The sequence below is a fragment of the Brevibacterium sp. NPDC056726 genome (genome assembly GCF_042790515.1).
Lineage (GTDB): Bacteria > Actinomycetota > Actinomycetes > Actinomycetales > Brevibacteriaceae > Brevibacterium > Brevibacterium sanguinis.
Genome location: NZ_JBHTYZ010000001.1, coordinates 721,998 through 740,139 on the forward strand (window position 1 = coordinate 721,998; position 18,142 = coordinate 740,139).

Sequence of the window (18,142 nt, forward strand, 5' to 3'; positions counted from 1 at the left end):
AACCGCATATGCCATGGCACGCAATGAGCTTCCCGCATCCCGGGCATCGGGGCGGGCCGCTCCACTTGTGAGTGACCTCACGCGACCGTACTATGGGAGCTAACTTACTGAACGATCTATCAGGAGCTTTCATGGACACCCTTCTGAGCGCAGAAGAGCGCGAATTCGCGCAGCAGATGCGTCAGTTCTACCGCACGGAGATCCCCGAAGAGCTGCGCTTCAAGGTCGCCACCGGGCAGGAGCTGACCAAGGACGACATGGTCACCTCGCAGCGCATCCTCAATGCGAACGGCTATGCGGTGCCCCACTGGCCCGTCGAGTGGGGCGGCCAGGACTGGACCCCCGTCCAGCGCCACATCTGGCTCGAGGAGATGCAGCTGGCGAGCGTGCCCGCGCCCCTGCCGTTCAACGTCTCGATGGTCGGTCCGGTCATCGCGACCTTCGGGTCGCAGGAGCTCAAGGAGCGGTTCCTCCCCGCCACGGCGAACCTCGACATCTGGTGGTCGCAGGGCTTCTCCGAGCCCAACGCCGGGTCCGACCTCGCCTCCCTGACCACCTCGGCGGTGAAGTCGGGTGACAAGTACATCGTCAACGGTCAGAAGACATGGACGACCCTGGGCCAGTACGGTGACTGGATCTTCATGCTCGTGCGCACCGACCCCGACGTCAAGAAGCAGGCGGGCATCTCGTTCCTCCTCATCGATATGAAGTCCCCCGGCGTGACCGTGCGCCCGATCCAGCTCATCGACGGCGGCCACGAGGTCAACGAGGTCTTCTTCGACAACGTCGAGGTGCCCGTGGAGAACCTCGTCGGCGAGGAGAACAAGGGCTGGACGTACGCGAAGTTCCTCCTCGGCAACGAGCGCACCGGCATCGCGCGCATCGGCGCCTCGAAGGTCAACCTCGCCCGTGCGAAGGCCTACGCCGCGGTGACGAAGACGGCGACCGGCACGCTGCTCGACGATCCCCTGTTCTCGGCGCGCCTGACGAGGCTGGAGGCCGAGCTCACGGCCCTCGAGATGACGCAGCTGCGCATCCTGTCGACGCAGGCCGCCGGATCCGAGAAGCCGGACCCGCGCTCCTCGGTCCTCAAGCTCAAGGGCTCGCAGCTCCAGGAGGACATCAGTGAGATCCTCGTCGACGTGCTCGGTCCGCAGGGACTCGACTTCGTCACCGACCGCGTCCAGGGCGAGGGTCTGACCGACCTGCCGCTCGGCGCCGTCGACGCGCTGCCCGCCTACTTCAACACCCGCAAGGTCACCATCTACGGCGGTTCGTCCGAGGTGCAGCGGGGAATCATCTCGAAGGCCCTGCTCGGTCTCTGACTCGGTCACTGAAAGGTACGAACACAGATGGATCTTGAACTCAACGACATTCAGCAGGAACTCGCCAGCACGCTGGGGAAGTATCTGCGCACCGAGTACGACACGGCAACCCGCGAAGCCATTCTTGCCAGCGACGAGGGCATCTCGCGTGAGAAGTGGCAGCAGTTCGCGGAGATGGGCCTGACCGGTCTGACGATCCCCGAATCCTACGGCGGAGCGGAGATGACCTTCGCCGAGGTGGCTGTCGTCCTCGAGGCGTTCGGCCGGGCGCTCGTGCTCGAGCCCTTCGTCGCCACTGCCGTCCTCGGCGCGAACGCCGTGCTGCTCGCCGGCAGCGAGGAGCAGAAGCAGGCGATCCTGCCCGGCGTCGCCGAAGGGGAGACCTTCCTCGCCGTCGCCGCCCTCGAACCGGGTCAGCGCTACGCCCTGGCGCAGCCGACGACGACGGCGACAGCGGCCGGAGATGGCGTCACCCTCTCGGGTGAGAAGAACGGTGTGCTCGGCGGCGACGTCGCCGACCACTTCATCGTCACCGCCGTCGAGAACGGGGAGCTCGGGCTCTTCCTCGTCGCCGCCGACGCCGCGGGGCTCACCCGCGTCGCCCACCGCCAGGCCGATGGCCTCGGCAGTGCGAGCGTGCGCTTCGCCGACACTCCGGCGCAGCGCCTCAACGCGGCCGATGCCCGTGCCGTGCTCGACGAGGTCTTCGACCTCGGCAATGCCGCGATCATGGCTGAGGCCGTCGGCGCGATGGAGGCCTCGCTGACGATGACGGCCGAGTACCTCAAGACGCGCGAGCAGTTCGGGGCGCCGATCGGCGCGAACCAGGCCCTCCAGCACCGGGCCGCCGACCTCTACGCGGATCTCGAGTACGCCCGCAGCATGGCGCTCTTCGCCCGCCTCGCGGTCACCGCCGAGAGCGAGGGCGCGGAGAAGGATCGGCACCGCGACGTCATCGCGGCGAAGATCGTCATCGATTCGACCTCGCGGCACGTCGCGCAGGAGTCGATCCAGATGCACGGCGGCATCGGCATGACGATGGAGTACCCGATCGGGCACTACGCGAAGCGCCTCACGGTGATCTCGCGGACGTTCGACGACGCGGATTCGCTCACGGCGGAGCTCGCGCAGATCGGCGGGCTCATCGAGCCTCACGCCGCAGACCTGTCCTGACCGGGCGGGCCGGGCCGCAGATCTGTCCTGACCGGGCGGGGCGGGGCTGGGCGGGCGGTCCGGCCCGGCTCGCAGAGGTTCGACAGCACAACGGCGCCGGGAGACCGACTGAGTCTCCCGGCGCCGTTGTGTGTTCGCGCGCGGTCAATTGTCCCAGCTCCGTCTGGGACTGAGCGACGGGGCCGCCGGCCTTGTCTGGGCCTGATCGACGAGTCAGATTCCGGACCGGGCCGGGCCTGAGCGACGGGGTTGTCGGCCTGACGTTCGAGCGGGAGCCTCGCCGTGTTCGCGCGAGGGTCACGACGGGCCTGCTGAGGCATGTCCGCGACGCGCGCTCCAGCCGTGACGATTCTGCGCCGCTTCCGAGGTGAGTGTGCGCCGCACCTATGGCGAATTCGACGCTGATTCCGCCCTCAACCTTCCGCGCAATCCGGGCGGCCACCCTCAGTCTTCCGCACTTCGGCGAGGAGGGCAGGCTGCCCGGCGCTCGGCGTGCCCGCAACCCCCTACCCGACGGGCTGGTCGAAGACGTGGCGGCGCACCCACGCGTGCATCGTGATCGCTGCCGCTGCGGCGGCATTCATCGACCGGGTCGAGCCGTACTGCGCGATCGAGAGCACCGCCGAGCTCGCCCGGTGCGCCTCCTCGCTCAGCCCCGGCCCTTCCTGACCGAAGAGGAGGAGGCAGCGCTCCGGGAGGTCGTAGGTCTCCAGCGGCACCGAGTCGGGGAAATTGTCGACCCCGATGAGCGGCACCTCGTTGTCGCTGCACCACTGGAGCAGGTCGTCGACGCTCGGATGGTGGATGACGTGCTGGTATTTGTCGGTGACCATCGCTCCGCGCCGATTCCAGCGCCGTCGCCCGACGATGTGGACGGCGGCGGCGTTGAAGGCGTTCGCCGTGCGCACGACCGACCCGATGTTGAGGTCGTGCTGCCAGTTCTCGACGCCGACGTGGAATCCGTGCCGCACCGTGTCGAGGTCGGCGACGATCGCGTCGTGCCGCCAGTAGCGGTACTTGTCGACGACGTTGCGCCGGTCACCCTCGGCGAGCAGCTCCGGATCGTAGTGCTCGCCGACAGGCCAGGGGCCGGTCCACGGACCGACCCCCACCTGCTGTGATTCGTGACCGTCGGTCACTTCGCGTCGTCGCTGTCGGCATCCTTCGCGGGGTTCCCTGCGCCGGTTGCCTTGGTCCCCTTCGCCGAGGTGGTCCCCTTCGATGCGGTGGCGGACTTCGCAGACGCGGTCCCCTTCGCCGAGGTTATGACAGTCTCGGACTCTTCGACCGTCACCTCGTCGGACGCGTCCGCGTCGCTGTCGTCGGCGTCCTTCGCATCGGAGCCCTCGGCACCCGACGTCTTCGAGTTGGAGTCCTTCGCGTCCGCATCCTTCGAGTCCGTGCCCTTCGCATCGGCGTCCTTGGCCGCAGCGACCTTCTTGGCCCGCTTGCTCATCTTCACGGTCTTGCCGCCGCGCCCGCCGCCGGCGAGCACCGACCGGACGTAGGCGCCACCGGCGAGCGCGTGGATGATGAAGGCGAGCACCGCGGCGATGGCGGCGGCCACGAGACCTTCCCACCATTCCGGCTGGGCGGCGAAGTAGCGGTCGGCGATGCCGATCGGCGAGGTGAACGGAGCCCAGCCGAGCACCCGGCCAACCGTTCCCGAGGCGCCGACGATGACCGGGGCCATCGCACCTCCGACGGTGAGCACGCCGATGATCGCGACCATCGTCTTGCGCGCCTTGTCACCGGTGATCGTCGAGGCCCACACGAGGAGGGCGAAGATCGTCCAGGCGGTGAAGAACAGGGTGAGCGCGAACCAGCCGAGCCCCGGCAGCATCGCGAACGCGAGCGAAGTCTGACCTGAGATCGAGAGACCGAGCTCGAGGACGACGGCGGCCACGAGAAGGTGGATGACGACGAGCGTGAGCATGCCCGTCACCCGCCCCGAGGCGGCGGCGCGCGGCGGAATCGTCGCGGCGATGATCTCCGTGATCCGGTTGCGCTTCTCGAGCCGGAGGTTCTGGTAGAGCGCAGTGCCGAGCGTGGCGATGACGAGGAGTGAGAACACGACCATGCCCCACAGCAGCGGGACCGCCACGTCCTCGGGCACGGCCGGGGTCTGCAGCAGCGTCGCCTCGGTCTGCGGGGCGAGGCGCTCGAGGAGCGCCGTGGGCTGCTTGTCGAGGGCGATGATCGTCGGCTGCGACTGGCCCGAGGGGTCCTGGATGAACGCGGCGTCCACCGTGCCGTCGCGGACGAGCTGCTCGGCCGCCTGCGCATCGGGAGCATCGGTGATCGAGACGCCGAGCTGCTGCTCGTACATCGCGGCCTGCTCGCCGACGCCGACCATCGCCATGCTCGGGGTGCCCGAGTTCGCCTGTGCGTCGCGGACGATCCCGCTGACGATCACCGCGACGATGCCGAGGACGACGACGGCGACGGTGACGAGGAAGAACGGACTGCGCATCGTCGTCGAACTCTCCCGGTTCGACACGAGCCATGAAGCCTGGCGCTTGCCGACGTCGACGAACTCCGAGACGAGTCCCGTCTCAGGCAGATCCTCGGGGTCCGGGGTGTCCTCGGCGAGTTCGTAGGGAACCTCGTCGAGACCGAGCGTCGAATCCGCGGAATCCTCGCCGAGGCGGTCGTCCGCGTCCGCCGAAGCGGCCTTCCCGGCACCGGCTTTCCCGGCGGCAGTCTTCCCGCCGGCAGCCTTTCCGGCGCCGGCCTTCGCGGCGCTGGCCTTCCCCGCACCCGACTTCCCAGCCGCTGAGACGTCGCCGGTCACTCCGCCGAGGTCGTCGAGGCTCGTCGGGGCAGTGCCCTTCGACGTCGTCGTCTTCGTCGCGTCGTCGTCGGGCGTCTGCTCGTCCCGCGCATCGTCCTTGCGTGCCATCACAAAGTCTCCTTGAACTGCTCGGCCAACGTCGGGCGCACCCGCTCGAAGCGCTCCACCTTGCGCAGCGTCGCCACCGACGCGGCAGCGGAGCCGGGATCGTCGCTGCGGAAGCGGATGACGGTGTCGATGACCTCGATCTCCGTGATCCCCGCGCGTCCCCGCAGGGACGTCGCGGCTGCCTCGGCGTCGGCGAGGGCGACCTCGTAGCGGTGCTCGCCGAGGAGGTCGTCGACGCTGCCGGCAGCGGTGACCTTGCCCTGGCTGAGCACGACGATGTCGTCGGCGAACTTCTCCGCGGCCTCCCAGTCGTCGGTGGCGAGGATGACGGGCACGCCTGAGGCCGCATGGGCCCGCAGCAGGGACATGACGAGTTCGGTCGACTTCGTGTCGAGGCCGTTGAACGCGTCGTCGATGACGACGACGTCGGGGTCGGCGGCCAGGGTCGCTGCGATGTCGACGCGGGCGATCTCGGCGCCGCTGAGGTTCTTCAGCGGGGCGTAGCCGCGGTCGGCGAGTTCGAGCCGGCCGAGCAGGGTCAGGGCATTGCGCTCGGCAGCGCCGAGGGTGATGCCGTGGAGGCGCGCGAGGTAGACGATCTGATCGATGACGCGCATGTTCGGGTAGCCGCCGCGCTCACCGGGCAGGTAGCCGAAGTTCTGCCGGTCGCCGAAGTCGAGTTCGTAGCCCTCGAGTTCGACAGTGCCCTCATCAGCGGTGATGAGGCCCATGATGACGCGCACGAGTTCGGTGCGGCCTGCCGATCGGGTTCCGACGATGGCGGTGATCCGACCCGGCTCGGCGGTGAAGCTCACCTCATCCAGATATGTCCGCTTCCCCTTGCGCAGGGAAATCCCTTTCAGTGTGAGCACACGCGATCCTTACGTTGTCCAACGGGCGCCGTTTGCAGCCACGGCCCTTGAGAGTTTCTCATCTATCGTGGTGAATCGCGCAGGGCGATTCAAACCAGGTCCGGGATTTCAACGGAATTGACAGTCGAGTCCCAGCTGGTGGTCGCGAGCTCAGTCGAGCCCGAGGTCCTTCGTCGTCAGCGCCGTGAGATAGGGGATCCCGGTGGCTTCGACCTTCTCCTTCGCCCCCGTGTCACGGTCCATGACGACGGCCACGGCGACCACCTCGGCGCCGGCCTCCTTGAGAGCGTCGACCGCGGTGAGCACGGAACCGCCCGTCGTCGAGGTGTCCTCGACGGCGATGACGCGCTTGCCGGCGACATCGGGACCCTCGACGCGACGGGACATCCCGTGCTTCTTCGCCTCCTTGCGGACGACGAACGAGTCGACGGGGGTGCCGCGGACGACCGAGCGGTGCATGACGGCGGTGCCGACGGGATCGGCGCCCATCGTCAGTCCGCCGACGGCGTCGATGGAGTCGAGCAGGCCCTCGGCCTCGAGGAGGTCGAGGACGACGTCGCCGATGAGCGGGGCCGAGCGGTGGTCGAGGGTGACCCGGCGCAGATCGAGGTAGTAGTCGGCCTCGCGGCCCGAGGAGAGGGTGACCCGACCGCGAACGACGGCGAGTTCGTCGATGAGGTCGAGGAGTTGGCGGCGGGAGTCAGCGCTGTCGGTCATGCCCTCAGTCTAGGCGGTGTGCGCACGCCGAGGCGGCGGCAGGGTGGCACCCTCCGCGGCGGTCAGGCTTCACCGAGGTGGCTCAGCCCGCCGCGGTCGACGTTCGCCGGGGTGGCTCGGTTCCCCGCGGCCGCTCAGCTCGCCGCTCAGCTCGCAGCGCCCCGGCTGATGACGCGGAGGTCGATCTCGACCGGTTCGCCGACCTCACGGTCGACGGCGGCGAAGATGTCGTCGACGACGGCGGCCACGGACCGCGAGTCGTCGAAGTGGGCGTCGATGCGCACCCGGTACCCGTCGTCGGACTGCGTGAGGTCGATGCCGGTCGGCTCACCGCCGGCACGCCGCAGCACCTTCGCCGTCGCGCTGACGACGAGGTCCTTCATGCCCGGAGCGAGCGAGGCGACGCCGGGAATGTGGGAGACCGAGCGTGACAGCTCCTGCGCGGTGTGAGTGAGCGGGCTGACCACCTCAACCGATTCGTCGGCCGCGGCACTGTCGACAGCCGTGTCCCCGGTCAGAGCAGTTGCCCCGTCGGCGTCAGTGGTCCCGTGGCTGCCGGCCGCGCGGCCCGTGCCGGTCGGCGCGGTTGTCGCGTCCTTCTTCACACGCCCCGAGTCGGCTGCGGCACCTGACTTCGCCGCGGCATCAGTCGACTTCGCCGCGGCGCCTGACTTCGCCGCGGCACCGGTCGACCATGCCGTGGCACCGGTCGACGTTGTCGCGGCAGACGAATGTGCGGCCGGCAGCGGGGCAGAGGGCTGATCCTCGTGGACGAGTTCGGGTTCGAGGACCGACTCGTGGCTGACCTCGAGCGGCGTGGGGGCCTCGGCTTCGGTCTCGCGCTTGTTCTCGGGCGACATGGGCTCATTCGACATAGGCATCCTCGACTTCGATATCGATCCGGGAAGCGGGCACCCCGAGCTCGCGCACGAGCGCCTCGGAGACCGCGGTCCTGATCTCGTCTGCTGACGTGACGAAATGGATGTCCGCGCGCATCGTCACGGTCAGCGCCACCTCGGCGGCACTGCCGTAGGGCTCCCCGGCGGACACGATCCTCACACTGCGGGAGCGGATGCCGTCGACCGTGTCGACGGCATCGCGGACGATCGCGCGCACAGCCGTCGACGCGATCGAGTACTCGTGCCCCTCATCGGTGCGCAGCTTCGTCGACGGCCCCCGGTAGAGGTCGTTGCGGACGAGGTGGAGGATGCGCTCGCGGATGCCCGCGGTCTGTTCGGGGTCGGGAACGAAATGACCCATGTAATCGTCGATGACGTCGCGCAGCTGCGCGTCGAGGTCAGGTGCGGCGCGCTCACCATCGGCGCGCCGGCGATCATCACTCATGTCCATCCCTTCATCCCTTCGACGATGGCGGCCCGGGCGCGGTGGATGCGACCGCGCACGCTGCCTTCCGTGATGCCCAAGGTGTCAGCGACCTCAGCGTAGCTCAGGCCCTCCATCTGGCAGAGCACCCACGTCACCCGTTGCTCCGACGACAGCGTCGAGAACACCTGGGCGAACCGCTCGAGCGCACTGCGGGCCTCGACGCGCTTCTCGACCGAGGCGCGATCGTCGGCGTGCGCGCCGAAGTCCTCGGGGTCGAACGGGTCGGACGGGCGGCTGACGCGCTTGCGGAGGACATCGGTGCACCGATTCGAGGCCATGCGGTAGAGCCAGGTCCCGAAGGCTTCGGGCGAGGCGAGTGCGTTGAGCGACTTCCAGGCCTGGACGAACGTGTCCTGCACGACGTCCTCGGCGTCCTGCCGGTCACCGAGGGTGCGCACGCAGAACCGCAGCAGCTTCGTCTCATACCGATCGACGAGGGAGGCGAAGGCATCGACATCGCCTTCACGCGCCCGCACGACGAGTGTCACGATGTCCAATCGATCATCTCCTCTTGCCATGCTCCTGATGATAGGCGAGAGGAGCCGATGGGAACACTCCTTGTCGGATAGTTGCCGCGAAGTTCATCAGATCGAGACTTTCGGGCCGCGTCGGGCGCGCCCGCAGGTCCAGTCTCCGGCCCGGTCATCGGCCCTCCCAACCGGGCCGTCCGGCGGTAGCTGACCCCGCCTCCGACCCACCCCGCACCGGGCGGCCGAGAAATCCGGCGAAAGAAATTTCACCAAGCTGCGTGAGGATCTCCGAACAGCCCCGTCTGTACCTATGTCAGCACATCCGACACGAAAGGGAATGAACGATCATGCCTGCCAACACCGATTCCTCCACTTCCTCCACCACCTCGGCGTCGACTGCGAACGCTGGCCAGGACATCAACAGCCCCCTCGTCACCGACAAGGGCAACACGACGATCGCTGAGAACGTCGTCGCCAAGCTTGCCGGCATCGCGGCTCGCGAGGTCCCCGGCGTCTTCGGCATGGGCAATGCCGCACGCCGCGCCTTCGACACCCTCACCGATCGGATCCCCGGCTCGCAGACGAACGTCTCCGGCGGAGTCTCCGTCGAGAAGGGCGAGAAGCAGACCGCAATCGACCTGACGATCGTCGTCGAGTACGGCACCTCGATCGTCGATGTCGCCGAGGCGATCCGTCGCAACGTCATCCGCGCCGTCGAGCAGGGCACCGGACTCCAGGTCGTCGAGGTCAACATCGACGTCACCGACGTCCACCTCCCCGACGACGACAACGATGACGATCAGAAGAAGAGCGACAGCACCAACGAACTCTCCTGACACATCCATTCGTCGCTGATGCCCCGGGGCGCGGCCCCACCCGGCACTCGCCCCGGGGACATCACGACCGCAGCGGAAGGACTGCCATGTCGAAAACACTCATCGGACTGCTTGTCGGACTCACCCTCGGCATCGTCGCGTACTTCGGAGGATTCGTCGCATTCCTCGTCGTCGCGATCTGCGGCGGGCTCGGTCTCACGATCGGCTTGGTCCTCGACGGCCGACTCGACCTCGGAGCCCTGAGCTCACGTTCGACGACGCGGAGGTGATCGCTGTGGCTGCATCACGCGGTAGCCTCACGATCGCCGACCGAGTCATCGAGAAGACCGCCTCGGAGATCCTCAAGGGCCTCCCCGGGGTCGGCGGGTCGACGTCGGGCTTCCTCGGCATCGGCGGGAACTCGAGTCTCGACACCCGACCGAGCGTCGACGTCACGCTCTCAGGCCGCAGCTGCACCCTCGATGTGAAGCTCGGACTGGCCTACCCGCTGCCGATCTCGGCGACCACCGAAACCGTTCGGCAGCAGCTGAGCACCGAGGTGGAATCGCTCACGGGCGTGACCGTCCGGCAGGTCGACATCGACGTGACCTGGCTCAAGCCCGAATCGGCGAGCCATCCCAGCGAAGTGAGGAGTCTGGCATGAGCGCTCATCTCCTGCGCGCCCGTCCCGCACGGGTCGTGCCATCAGTCATCGTCGCCGTCGTCTTCCTCCTCGTCGCCGTCGGGCTCGGGTGGGCGGGCATCGCCGCCATCGCCCAGTCCGGCGCCGAGGCAGCGCTGACGACGACGCTGCCGGGTGTCTCCGGCGCCGAGTCCCTCCAGTGGGGGATGCCGATCGTCATCGGCGCAGGCATCGTCCTCGGTGTCATCGGACTCATCCTCATCATCCTCGCGATCTCCCCGGGACCCCGACGCATCGTCGGCTTCCGGGCACCGACGAGCGAATACATCGAACAGTTCGAAGTCGCCCTGCCGACCTCGGCGGTCTCGGACCTCGCGGCAGCCGCCGCGGACTCCGTCGACGGGGTCTCCCGCGTCCGCGCGGCCTCGAACGCGCGGTCGACGATCGTCACCGTCGCGACCCCGGTGCGCGACACCGCCGCGATCCGCAGCGATGTCGGCCAGGCCGTGACGGACCGTCTCTCGGCGATCGGCTTCGACAGGCAACCGAGCGTGCGCGTGCACGCCCAGAGGAGGCAGTGATGAGAAGAATGGCCGCAGGTGCCAATCGCACCCTGCTCTTCATCGTCGGACTCGTGTGCCTCATCGTCGGCGCCGGTGCCGCGGCCGCAGGCTTCGGCTTCCTGTCGGCGATCGTCGCCGGACTCGAACCGTCGAGCTCCCTCGGCGTCCTCGCGGTGCCGTTCACGTGGTCGTTCTCGGCCCTCGTCGCGGTGCTCATCGCGGTCGTGCTCGCGATCATCGGGATCTGGTGGCTGTCGCTGCAGATCCCGCGCAAGGACGCGGCGAAGCCGCTGCGTCTGCAGCAGGATGCGCGCACCGGCCTGACCACGGTGACGGCCAATGTCATCGCCGAGGCGGTCTCCGACGACCTCGAGACCATCGAGGGCGTCGACTCCGCTCAGGTCATCGTCCGCGGCACCGCGCGTCGCCCCGAGCTCGTCATCCACATCGACGTCGACGATCGCGCCGACATCGATGCGATCGTCGCCGAGGTGGCCGACAGGGTCGCCCGCAACGCGAGCAGTGCGCTCGGGGAGCCGCTGGCGGCGGTCGGACTCGAGATCGGCATCGCCCGCACACCCAACCGCAAGCAGCGCAGCGTCACCCTCGCCTAGCGCAGTCAGCGGGTCTCACCGCCGGATCCCCGGCGGTGAGACGGCGCTCAGTCGCCGGTCTGATTCCCGGGAGCAGTCCCGGACCCCCAGCCGGTCGTCGATTCGGCCGGCACTTCCACCGCCGCCGGCCGGATCGGCGGCCTCCGCCGTCCAGCCGACGGCACCATCACCCCGACCCGGGTCCCTGCACAGGACCTGGTGTCGGGGTGATGTCGTCTCAGCTGCCGAGTTCGGTGCTGCCAGAGTCAGTGCTGCCGGGGTCGACCTCGAGGACGACCTTGCCGACGGTGTGTCCGCTCTCGATGTCGGTCAGCGCCGCGGCGGCCTGCTCCAGCGGGTGCGTCGCTGAGATGTGCGGGGTGACCGTCCCGGCGGCGACGAGCCTGGCGATCTCGGCGAGCTCTGCGCCGTCGGCTTCGACGGTGAAGCGCAGCGCCCGCACCCCGTGCGCCCGAGCCTCCTCCTGTGAGGGCGCGTCGCGCGTGGTCACGAGCACACCGCCGGGGACGAGCACGGCCCACGATGCCGCCCTCGCAGCACCCCCGACGAGATCGAGGACGACGTCGACGCCGGTCACGCCGGAGAGGTCCTGCGTCTCGTAGTCGATGACGACGTCGGCGCCGAGCTCCCGGGCGAAGGCGACGTGCGGCGTCGACGTCGTCGTGATGACACGGGCGCCGGCCGCCTTCGCGAACTGGATCGCGAAGTGCCCGACCCCGCCGGTGCCGCCCTGGATGAGCACGGTCGAGCCCGCGGTGACTCGCCCGTAGCGGAAGAGCCCCTGCCACGCGGTGAGGCCCGCGGTCGGAATCGACCCGGCCCGGACGGCATCGACGCCGGCGGGTGTCGTCGTCAGCGCATGCTGGTCGACGACGACCCGTTCGGCGTATCCGCCGCCGTGCATGTCGACCATCCCGAAGACCGCGTCGCCGACGGAGAACTTCTCCGCCTGCGCCCCGCACTCGACGACGACGCCGGCGACGTCGCGCCCGAGCGTGTACGGCAGCCGGTCCTCGCCGACACCGGGATACCGGCCGGACCGGATCCGGACGTCGACCGGATTCACCCCGGCCGCCGCGACGGCGACGCTGACCTGCAGAGCGTCCGGGGCCGAGACTCCGAGCCGGCTGACGTGGAGGACGTCGTCGCCGCCGAAACGGTCGAAGCGGACCATCCGCGCCGTCACCGGTGGGTCCGCGCTCACAGCTCCCACGCCTCGGCGAGCAGTTCGAACGACCGCGCGCGCATCGCCGGGTCGAACGTGTACGTCGTGATGATGAGTTCGTCGACGCCGAGGTCGGCGATGATCTCCTGCAAGGCGGTGACCACGGTCTGCGGGGATCCGACGGCCCGCACCTGCTGGAAGTCCTCGATGAAGGCGAGCACGCCGGCATCGACGACCTCCCGGATGTCGCCGACCGGCGGGGCGAGCGGGGTGCGCCGGCCGGTGCCGATGCCGGCGGCGAGCTGCTGCGCGGTCGTGAAGAGGTGCTCGGCCTCCTCGTCGGTGGGGGCGACGAGGACGTTGACCCCGGCCATGACGTAGGGCGCGGAGAGCTCCGCGGTGACGTAGTCGGTGGAGAAGTTCTCCCGGTACCGCCGGATCGCTTCGTGGCGGGCGGCCGGCGCGAAGTGCGAGGCGAAGACGTAGGGCAGGCCCATGGCCGCGGCGACCGTCGCCCCGTCGAGGCTCGACCCGAGGATCCACAGCGGCACCCGGGTGCCCTGCCCGGGATGCGCTGTCGTCTCCCCCGTCCCGTCGCCGAGGTGGCGCTGGAGTTCGACGACGTCCTCGACGAAGGTGTCCGCCGAGGCCTGCCCTCGGCGCAGCGCCGCCGCCGTGCGCGGGTCCGTGCCCGGGGCGCGGCCGAGTCCGAGGTCGAAGCGGTCGCCGTACATCGCGGCGAGCGTGCCGTAGTACTCGGCGACCATGAGCGGGGAGTGGTTGGGCAGCATCACTCCCCCGGAGCCGAGCCGGATCCGACTCGTGTTCTCCGCGGCCCGCCCGATGAGCAGGGACGTCGCCGAGGAGGCGAACGTCGGCACGTTGTGGTGTTCGGCGTACCAGTACCGCCGGTAGCCGAGACGGTCGGCGAGCTTCGCCAGGGCCAGCGACTCGTCGAGTGCGGTGCGGGTCTCCATTCCCTGGGAGACGGGGACGAGGTCGAGGATGGACAGCGGGGTCATGATGGTGCTCCTCTCTTCGGGGACGTCGCGGCGAGTGCGGCGGCGATGATGACGACTCCGACCTCGCAGAGGCCGTAGACGATGAAGGTCGGGACGAGGCCAAAGTGCTGGGCGGCGAGGCCGGCGAGCACGGCGGGGACGCTGAACGCGGTGTAGGCGACGATGAATGTCGTCGCGAAGGTGCGGGAACGGTCCGCGGCGGGAGCGGCCTGGCCGATCGTTCCCATGACCCGGGAGAAGCCCGCGCCGAAGCCGGCCCCGGCCAGCGCCGAGGCGACGATGTAGAGGGCGAGCGAGTCGACGAGGACGGCGACGACCGTGCAGAGAACCCCGAGCCCGAGCAGCCCGAAGCTGAGCAGTCCGTGCCGCCGCGGGGTCATCCCCCGCATCCGCCACGTGGCCGCCGGCGCGGGGAGGAAGAAGACGGCCAGGGTGAGCCCGACGACGAAGGTGTTGTCGACTCCGAAGGTGGTGTGGACGAGCGAGGCCCCGAGGGACAGGTAGAGTCCGGCCGGTGCCCAGATCGCGAGCAGCGCGGGGATCCGGCGGATGAAGAGCGGGCGCACCGCCGCGGGAAGCCCGACCCGCGGGACGAGGGCCCGCAGGCGCACCGGCTGCCGCGGCACGGGATCGCGGGGCAACAGGATGAGGGCGATCAGCAGAGCGGCATAGGTGCCGAGCAGCACCGAGTAGACGAGCTGGCGCGGCCACGGAGCGTACTCGACGAGGAGACCGGCGAGCGCGGCGCCGAGCGCGAGCCCGATCGGCGAGGAACCGCCGGAGACGAGGGCGCCCGCCGGCTGACTGGGCTGGTGGGCGACGATCATCGCCGACGCCGCCCCCGTGCACAGTCCCGTCGCCGCTCCCTGGACGAGGCGGGCGACGATGAGGGGACCGACGCCGTCGGCGAGGATGAAGAGGACCATCGCCGCGATCTGGACGAGGAGTCCGGCGACGAGGACGGAGCGGGTGCCGACGACGTCGGCGAGCGAGCCCAGCGCGATCATCGTCGCGAGCAGGGCGAGGACGTAGATCGCGAAGATCACCGTGAGGGTGAAGTCGGAGAACCCCCACAGCTGCTGGTAGACGGGATAGAGGGGGGAGGGGGCGGCCGCGGCGGCGAGCAGCGCGACCATGATGAGACCGGCCACGGCGAACCTCGCCGTCTGCGCCTCCTTGACCATGCTCACCCCCTCACCCTCCGCCGTCCGGTCAGAATATACCCAGGCCGGGGACTTAGACTCAGGGTTCCCTGACAATGCACCTTCACGCGATGGGCTGATCTCGATGGCGAGAATCCTCTGTGTGCTCTACCCCGACCCGCAGTCGGGCTACCCTCCGCCCTATGCCCGCGATGAGATCCCGGCGGTGACATGGGACGTCGACGGCGCACCGGCGCCGATGCCCAAGCCGCCGCTCGGCTTCGTCCCCGGCCAGCTCGTCGGCTGCGTCTCCGGAGAGCTCGGGCTGCGCGAGTACCTCGAGTCCCACGGCCACGAGTTCGTCGTCACGAGCGACAAGGAGGGCCCGGACTCCGAGTTCGCCCGCCTCCTGCCGAGCGCCGACATCGTCATCTCGCAGCCGTTCTGGCCCGCCTACCTCACCCGGGAGCGGATCGCCTCCGCCCCGCACCTGAGGCTCGCGCTCACCGCGGGCATCGGGTCCGATCACGTCGACCTCGAGGCCGCGGCGGAGGCGGGCATCACGGTCGCCGAGGTGACCGGGTCGAACTCCGACTCCGTGGCCGAGCACATCGTCATGATGATCCTCGCCCTCGTGCGCAACTATCTGCCCTCGCACTTAACGGCGGCCAGCGGCGGCTGGAACATCGCCGAATGCGTCTCCCGCGGCTACGACGTCCAGGGGATGGCCTTCGGCGCCGTCGGCGCCGGACGGATCGGCCGTGGGGTGCTCAGGCGGCTCGCGCCCTTCGGACTTCAGCTCCACTACACGCAGCGGCACCGGCTCGACCCCGCACTCGAGGAGGAGCTCGGCCTCACCTTCCATCCCGACATCGGTCAGATGGCTCAGCATATGGACATCATCAGCCTGCAGGTTCCGCTCTATCCGGCGACTCGGCATCTCTTCGACGCGGAGCTGCTCGGCTCCCTCAGGCGTGGAACGTACCTTGTCAACTGCGGGCGGGCCGAGCTCGTCGACCCCGCCGCCGTCGATGCCGCCGTGCGCTCGGGGCATCTGGCCGCGTACGCCGGCGATGTGTGGAATCCGGAGCCGGCCGGCGCCGACGACCCGTGGCGGTCGATGCCGTGGAACGGGATGACCCCGCACATCTCGGGAACGACGCTGTCGGCCCAGGCGAGGTATGCCGCCGGCACCCTCGACATCCTCCAGCGCTTCCTCGAGGGGCGCCCCATCGAAGAGGACTACCTCATCGTCGAGGGCGGCGGGCTCGCCGGAACGGGTGCCCAGTCCTACGGACTTCGCTGACCTCGTTGCGATCTCAGCTGATCGCCCGTTCGAACCGGTCGGTCATGTCCCGTTCGTGACCTGTCAGCGACTTGTTCATGACGTGCGTTTGTCGTGAATGACAAAGACCCCGGGGCGCGTAATCGCGTCAACCCGGGGTCCTCGCAGCACTCCCCTCGAGTACCCGGACGCATCCCCATACGTCCGTTATGTCCACCCGATCCCCACCGGGCGGACATCACAATTCCACCACACTTCACGGCCTGTTGTAAAGAATGATTTGAGACATATTTGGTCTCATTGAACAAGAATGCTGAACGCGAACTTCCGCGAATTTCCAGTTCAGAGCGGTGGGTCAGATGGTTCAACCCTCAACTTCTCTTACCGCGTGCGGCCGAAAAAACTTTGCGAAAAAGTTTCCCTCAGGCCCCTCGCGCACCGCCCTCGCCGCGCTGCCGATCGAAGGCGAATCCCGCCGACCCCCAGCGGATGAGACGGCGCGGGACCAATCTCGCCGCATTTGCCGCAAGACGGTAGTGGATTCCGGGGATTGAGACGACCTTCCCGGCCCGCGCGTCACGCAGGGACACGTCGACGACCTCGTCGATGTCGAGCCACATCCAGCCCGGTCCCGGACGCCTCGCGCCGAGGCGGTCGTGGAACTCCGTGCGGACGAAACCGGGGAGCACGGCGGTGACCGTGACCGGCTCGTCGCGCAGCTCCCCGGCGAGCGCCTCGGTGAAGACGAGGGCGGCAGCCTTCGAGGCCGCGTACTGGCCCATCGTCGTCACGGCCGCGAGCGAGGAGACCGTGATGATCCCGCCGCGACCGCGGGCCCGCATCCCCGGCACGGCGGCCAGGGCGAGCTCGCGCACGGCGGTGCTGAGCACCCGGTCCTGAGCGGCGAGCGCCTCGGGGTCGGAGTCGAGGAGGCCCTCCTTCAGTCCGTAACCGGCGTTGCCGATGAGGACATCGATGCGCGTGGACCTGATGACCTCCGCGACCGCGGCGATGCCCGCCTCCGTCGCGAGGTCGGCGACGACCACATCGGCGCTGATCCCGTGGGCGGTCGACAGCTGCGCCGCCAGCTCCCGCAGCCGGTCCTCAGCCCGGGCGACGAGCACGAGGTCATAGTGCTCCGCCGCGAGCGCCCGCGCGTACCCGCGCCCCAGCCCGGCACTCGCGCCGGTGACGAGGGCTCTCGGACGGGGGCTCTTGCTCACTTCGCGCCCTGCCCCACTCGCACGGTCAGAGACTGGGCCGCGGTGCCGAGCGGGCCGGTGGCGTCGCTGAGGACGCTCGCGGTCTCCCCGATCCCGGTCGGACCGAAGGCCACGCGGGTCTCGAAGCCGACCCAGCCGGGCTCCGGGGTGCGCGTGAGGTGGATGGTGAGGTCGACGTTGGGGAAGAACGTCGTCGCCGGATCGACCCGGACGGCGAGGCCGTTCGCGGTGTCGACGAGTTTGACCAGCGCCGCGGTCGGCGGGTCGACCTCGCCGTCGACGAGCGGGAAGGGCGAGCGGATCCAGCTGCGCGCATGGCCGGGCCGGGCGTCGTCGGCCTGTCGCCCCTCGAGGGAGGCGATGAAGCCGCCGGACCACCGCTGGGCGAACGGGACGGCGGGAACGAACTCCGGGTCGGGCAGGTGCGTCCACTCGTGGTCGGCCACGTCCGCGGTGTCGCTGCCGAGCAGCCGCCACACCCGGGCGGCGATGCTCACGCGGTCGCCGTGGCGCATCCGCGCCTCGACGAGTTCGATCGTCCGACCCGGCCGGACGACGTCGACGTCGATCGTGAACTCACCGGAGTGGATGACGCCGAGGATGTCGTAGCTGATGCGCGAGACGATCTTGTCACTCGGCAGGCGGCGTTCGACCTCGGCGAGGATGAGCCCCGACGCGGGCGCGAGATGCTGCTCGCCGGGCTGCCACGCCCCCTGGCTGTGCAGGGTCGAGACGAAGCGGTCCTCGCCGCGGCGCACGTAGTAGGAGTCGGGGACCGGTGATCCGTCGTGGCCGAGGTGGGCGTTGAGAGCGTCAGGCATGGCT

20 protein-coding genes are annotated in these 18,142 nt (G+C 69.3%); 8 read left to right on the plus strand and 12 right to left on the minus strand.

Annotation, left to right across the window (positions count from 1 at the left end):
• The first annotated feature begins 131 nt into the window (after nt 1-131).
• Nucleotides 132-1,325 carry an acyl-CoA dehydrogenase family protein gene (locus tag ACFQ91_RS03165; RefSeq protein WP_198499852.1) on the plus strand — a complete coding sequence of 398 codons (1,194 nt, stop codon included), beginning with the start codon at nt 132-134 and terminating at the stop codon, nt 1,323-1,325.
• A 27-nt stretch (nt 1,326-1,352) separates the two neighbouring features.
• Entirely contained in the window at nt 1,353-2,498 is a 1,146-nt protein-coding gene (locus ACFQ91_RS03170; protein WP_198499853.1) for an acyl-CoA dehydrogenase family protein, read from the plus strand.
• Nucleotides 2,499-3,004: 506 nt separating this feature from the next.
• Here ACFQ91_RS03170 and ACFQ91_RS03175 read toward each other — a convergent pair.
• From ACFQ91_RS03175 to ACFQ91_RS03205, 7 genes are all read right to left on the minus strand, one after another.
• Nucleotides 3,005-3,637 carry a TrmH family RNA methyltransferase gene (locus tag ACFQ91_RS03175; protein WP_198499854.1) on the minus strand — a complete coding sequence of 211 codons (633 nt, stop codon included), beginning with the start codon at nt 3,635-3,637 and terminating at the stop codon, nt 3,005-3,007.
• Nucleotides 3,634-5,400, minus strand: coding sequence for an ABC transporter permease (locus ACFQ91_RS03180; RefSeq protein ID WP_198499855.1), 1,767 nt, complete (start codon nt 5,398-5,400; stop codon nt 3,634-3,636). The genes ACFQ91_RS03175 and ACFQ91_RS03180 overlap by 4 nt, the downstream gene beginning before the upstream one ends.
• Nucleotides 5,400-6,272: an ABC transporter ATP-binding protein gene (locus ACFQ91_RS03185; RefSeq protein ID WP_137824425.1), complete on the minus strand. Its 873-nt coding sequence runs from the start codon at nt 6,270-6,272 to the stop codon at nt 5,400-5,402. The genes ACFQ91_RS03180 and ACFQ91_RS03185 overlap by 1 nt, the downstream gene beginning before the upstream one ends.
• 150 nt (nt 6,273-6,422) lie before the next feature.
• Nucleotides 6,423-6,989 (minus strand): orotate phosphoribosyltransferase, encoded by a 567-nt coding sequence (pyrE, locus tag ACFQ91_RS03190; RefSeq protein ID WP_198499856.1) that lies wholly within the window; start codon nt 6,987-6,989, stop codon nt 6,423-6,425.
• A 146-nt stretch (nt 6,990-7,135) separates the two neighbouring features.
• On the minus strand, nt 7,136-7,849 hold the full coding sequence (locus ACFQ91_RS03195) for a hypothetical protein (protein WP_198499857.1): 714 nt from the start codon (nt 7,847-7,849) through the stop codon (nt 7,136-7,138).
• A gap of 4 nt (nt 7,850-7,853) precedes the next feature.
• Nucleotides 7,854-8,333, minus strand: a complete 480-nt coding sequence (locus ACFQ91_RS03200; protein WP_232623739.1) for an alkaline shock response membrane anchor protein AmaP — start codon at nt 8,331-8,333, stop codon at nt 7,854-7,856.
• Nucleotides 8,330-8,863: an RNA polymerase sigma factor gene (locus ACFQ91_RS03205; RefSeq protein WP_376870363.1), complete on the minus strand. Its 534-nt coding sequence runs from the start codon at nt 8,861-8,863 to the stop codon at nt 8,330-8,332. Before ACFQ91_RS03205 ends, ACFQ91_RS03200 begins: the two co-directional genes overlap by 4 nt.
• 329 nt (nt 8,864-9,192) lie before the next feature.
• Here ACFQ91_RS03205 and ACFQ91_RS03210 point away from each other — a divergent pair, with 329 nt between their 5' ends.
• The 5 genes from ACFQ91_RS03210 to amaP all read left to right on the plus strand — a co-directional run bounded on the left by ACFQ91_RS03210 (nt 9,193) and on the right by amaP (nt 11,480).
• On the plus strand, nt 9,193-9,681 hold the full coding sequence (locus tag ACFQ91_RS03210) for an Asp23/Gls24 family envelope stress response protein (RefSeq protein ID WP_137824420.1): 489 nt from the start codon (nt 9,193-9,195) through the stop codon (nt 9,679-9,681).
• A gap of 86 nt (nt 9,682-9,767) precedes the next feature.
• Nucleotides 9,768-9,950 (plus strand): DUF2273 domain-containing protein, encoded by a 183-nt coding sequence (locus tag ACFQ91_RS03215; RefSeq protein ID WP_137824419.1) that lies wholly within the window; start codon nt 9,768-9,770, stop codon nt 9,948-9,950.
• Between the two features lie 5 nt (nt 9,951-9,955).
• A complete protein-coding gene (locus ACFQ91_RS03220; protein ID WP_232623740.1) occupies nt 9,956-10,324 on the plus strand; it encodes an Asp23/Gls24 family envelope stress response protein in 369 nt (122 codons plus the stop codon).
• Complete coding sequence (locus tag ACFQ91_RS03225) at nt 10,321-10,884, plus strand: DUF6286 domain-containing protein (RefSeq protein ID WP_198499859.1); 564 nt, start codon at nt 10,321-10,323, stop codon at nt 10,882-10,884. Before ACFQ91_RS03220 ends, ACFQ91_RS03225 begins: the two co-directional genes overlap by 4 nt.
• Nucleotides 10,884-11,480, plus strand: coding sequence for an alkaline shock response membrane anchor protein AmaP (gene amaP / locus ACFQ91_RS03230; protein WP_198499860.1), 597 nt, complete (start codon nt 10,884-10,886; stop codon nt 11,478-11,480). The genes ACFQ91_RS03225 and amaP overlap by 1 nt, the downstream gene beginning before the upstream one ends.
• A 217-nt stretch (nt 11,481-11,697) precedes the next feature.
• Here amaP and ACFQ91_RS03235 read toward each other — a convergent pair whose 3' ends face one another.
• Genes ACFQ91_RS03235 through ACFQ91_RS03245 form a run of 3 tightly spaced genes read right to left on the minus strand, consistent with a single transcriptional unit; the run spans nt 11,698 to nt 14,851 of the window.
• The gene (locus tag ACFQ91_RS03235) at nt 11,698-12,684 is read right to left on the minus strand and encodes an NADP-dependent oxidoreductase (RefSeq protein ID WP_198499861.1); all 987 of its coding nucleotides are present in this window, start codon (nt 12,682-12,684) and stop codon (nt 11,698-11,700) included.
• Entirely contained in the window at nt 12,681-13,667 is a 987-nt protein-coding gene (locus ACFQ91_RS03240) for an LLM class flavin-dependent oxidoreductase (RefSeq protein ID WP_198499862.1), read from the minus strand. The genes ACFQ91_RS03235 and ACFQ91_RS03240 overlap by 4 nt, the downstream gene beginning before the upstream one ends.
• Entirely contained in the window at nt 13,664-14,851 is a 1,188-nt protein-coding gene (locus ACFQ91_RS03245) for an MFS transporter (RefSeq protein WP_232623873.1), read from the minus strand. The genes ACFQ91_RS03240 and ACFQ91_RS03245 overlap by 4 nt, the downstream gene beginning before the upstream one ends.
• Nucleotides 14,852-14,954: 103 nt before the next feature.
• On the opposite strand from ACFQ91_RS03245, the gene ACFQ91_RS03250 reads away from it, so the two are divergent.
• Nucleotides 14,955-16,115 carry an NAD-dependent formate dehydrogenase gene (locus ACFQ91_RS03250; protein WP_198499864.1) on the plus strand — a complete coding sequence of 387 codons (1,161 nt, stop codon included), beginning with the start codon at nt 14,955-14,957 and terminating at the stop codon, nt 16,113-16,115.
• Nucleotides 16,116-16,516: 401 nt separating this feature from the next.
• On the opposite strand, the gene ACFQ91_RS03255 is transcribed toward ACFQ91_RS03250, so the two are convergent.
• Together ACFQ91_RS03255 and ACFQ91_RS03260 are read right to left on the minus strand one after the other, a co-directional pair.
• On the minus strand, nt 16,517-17,317 hold the full coding sequence (locus ACFQ91_RS03255; RefSeq protein WP_198499865.1) for an SDR family oxidoreductase: 801 nt from the start codon (nt 17,315-17,317) through the stop codon (nt 16,517-16,519).
• On the minus strand, nt 17,314-18,138 hold the full coding sequence (locus ACFQ91_RS03260; RefSeq protein WP_198499866.1) for a thioesterase family protein: 825 nt from the start codon (nt 18,136-18,138) through the stop codon (nt 17,314-17,316). Before ACFQ91_RS03260 ends, ACFQ91_RS03255 begins: the two co-directional genes overlap by 4 nt.
• Nucleotides 18,139-18,142 lie beyond the last annotated feature (4 nt).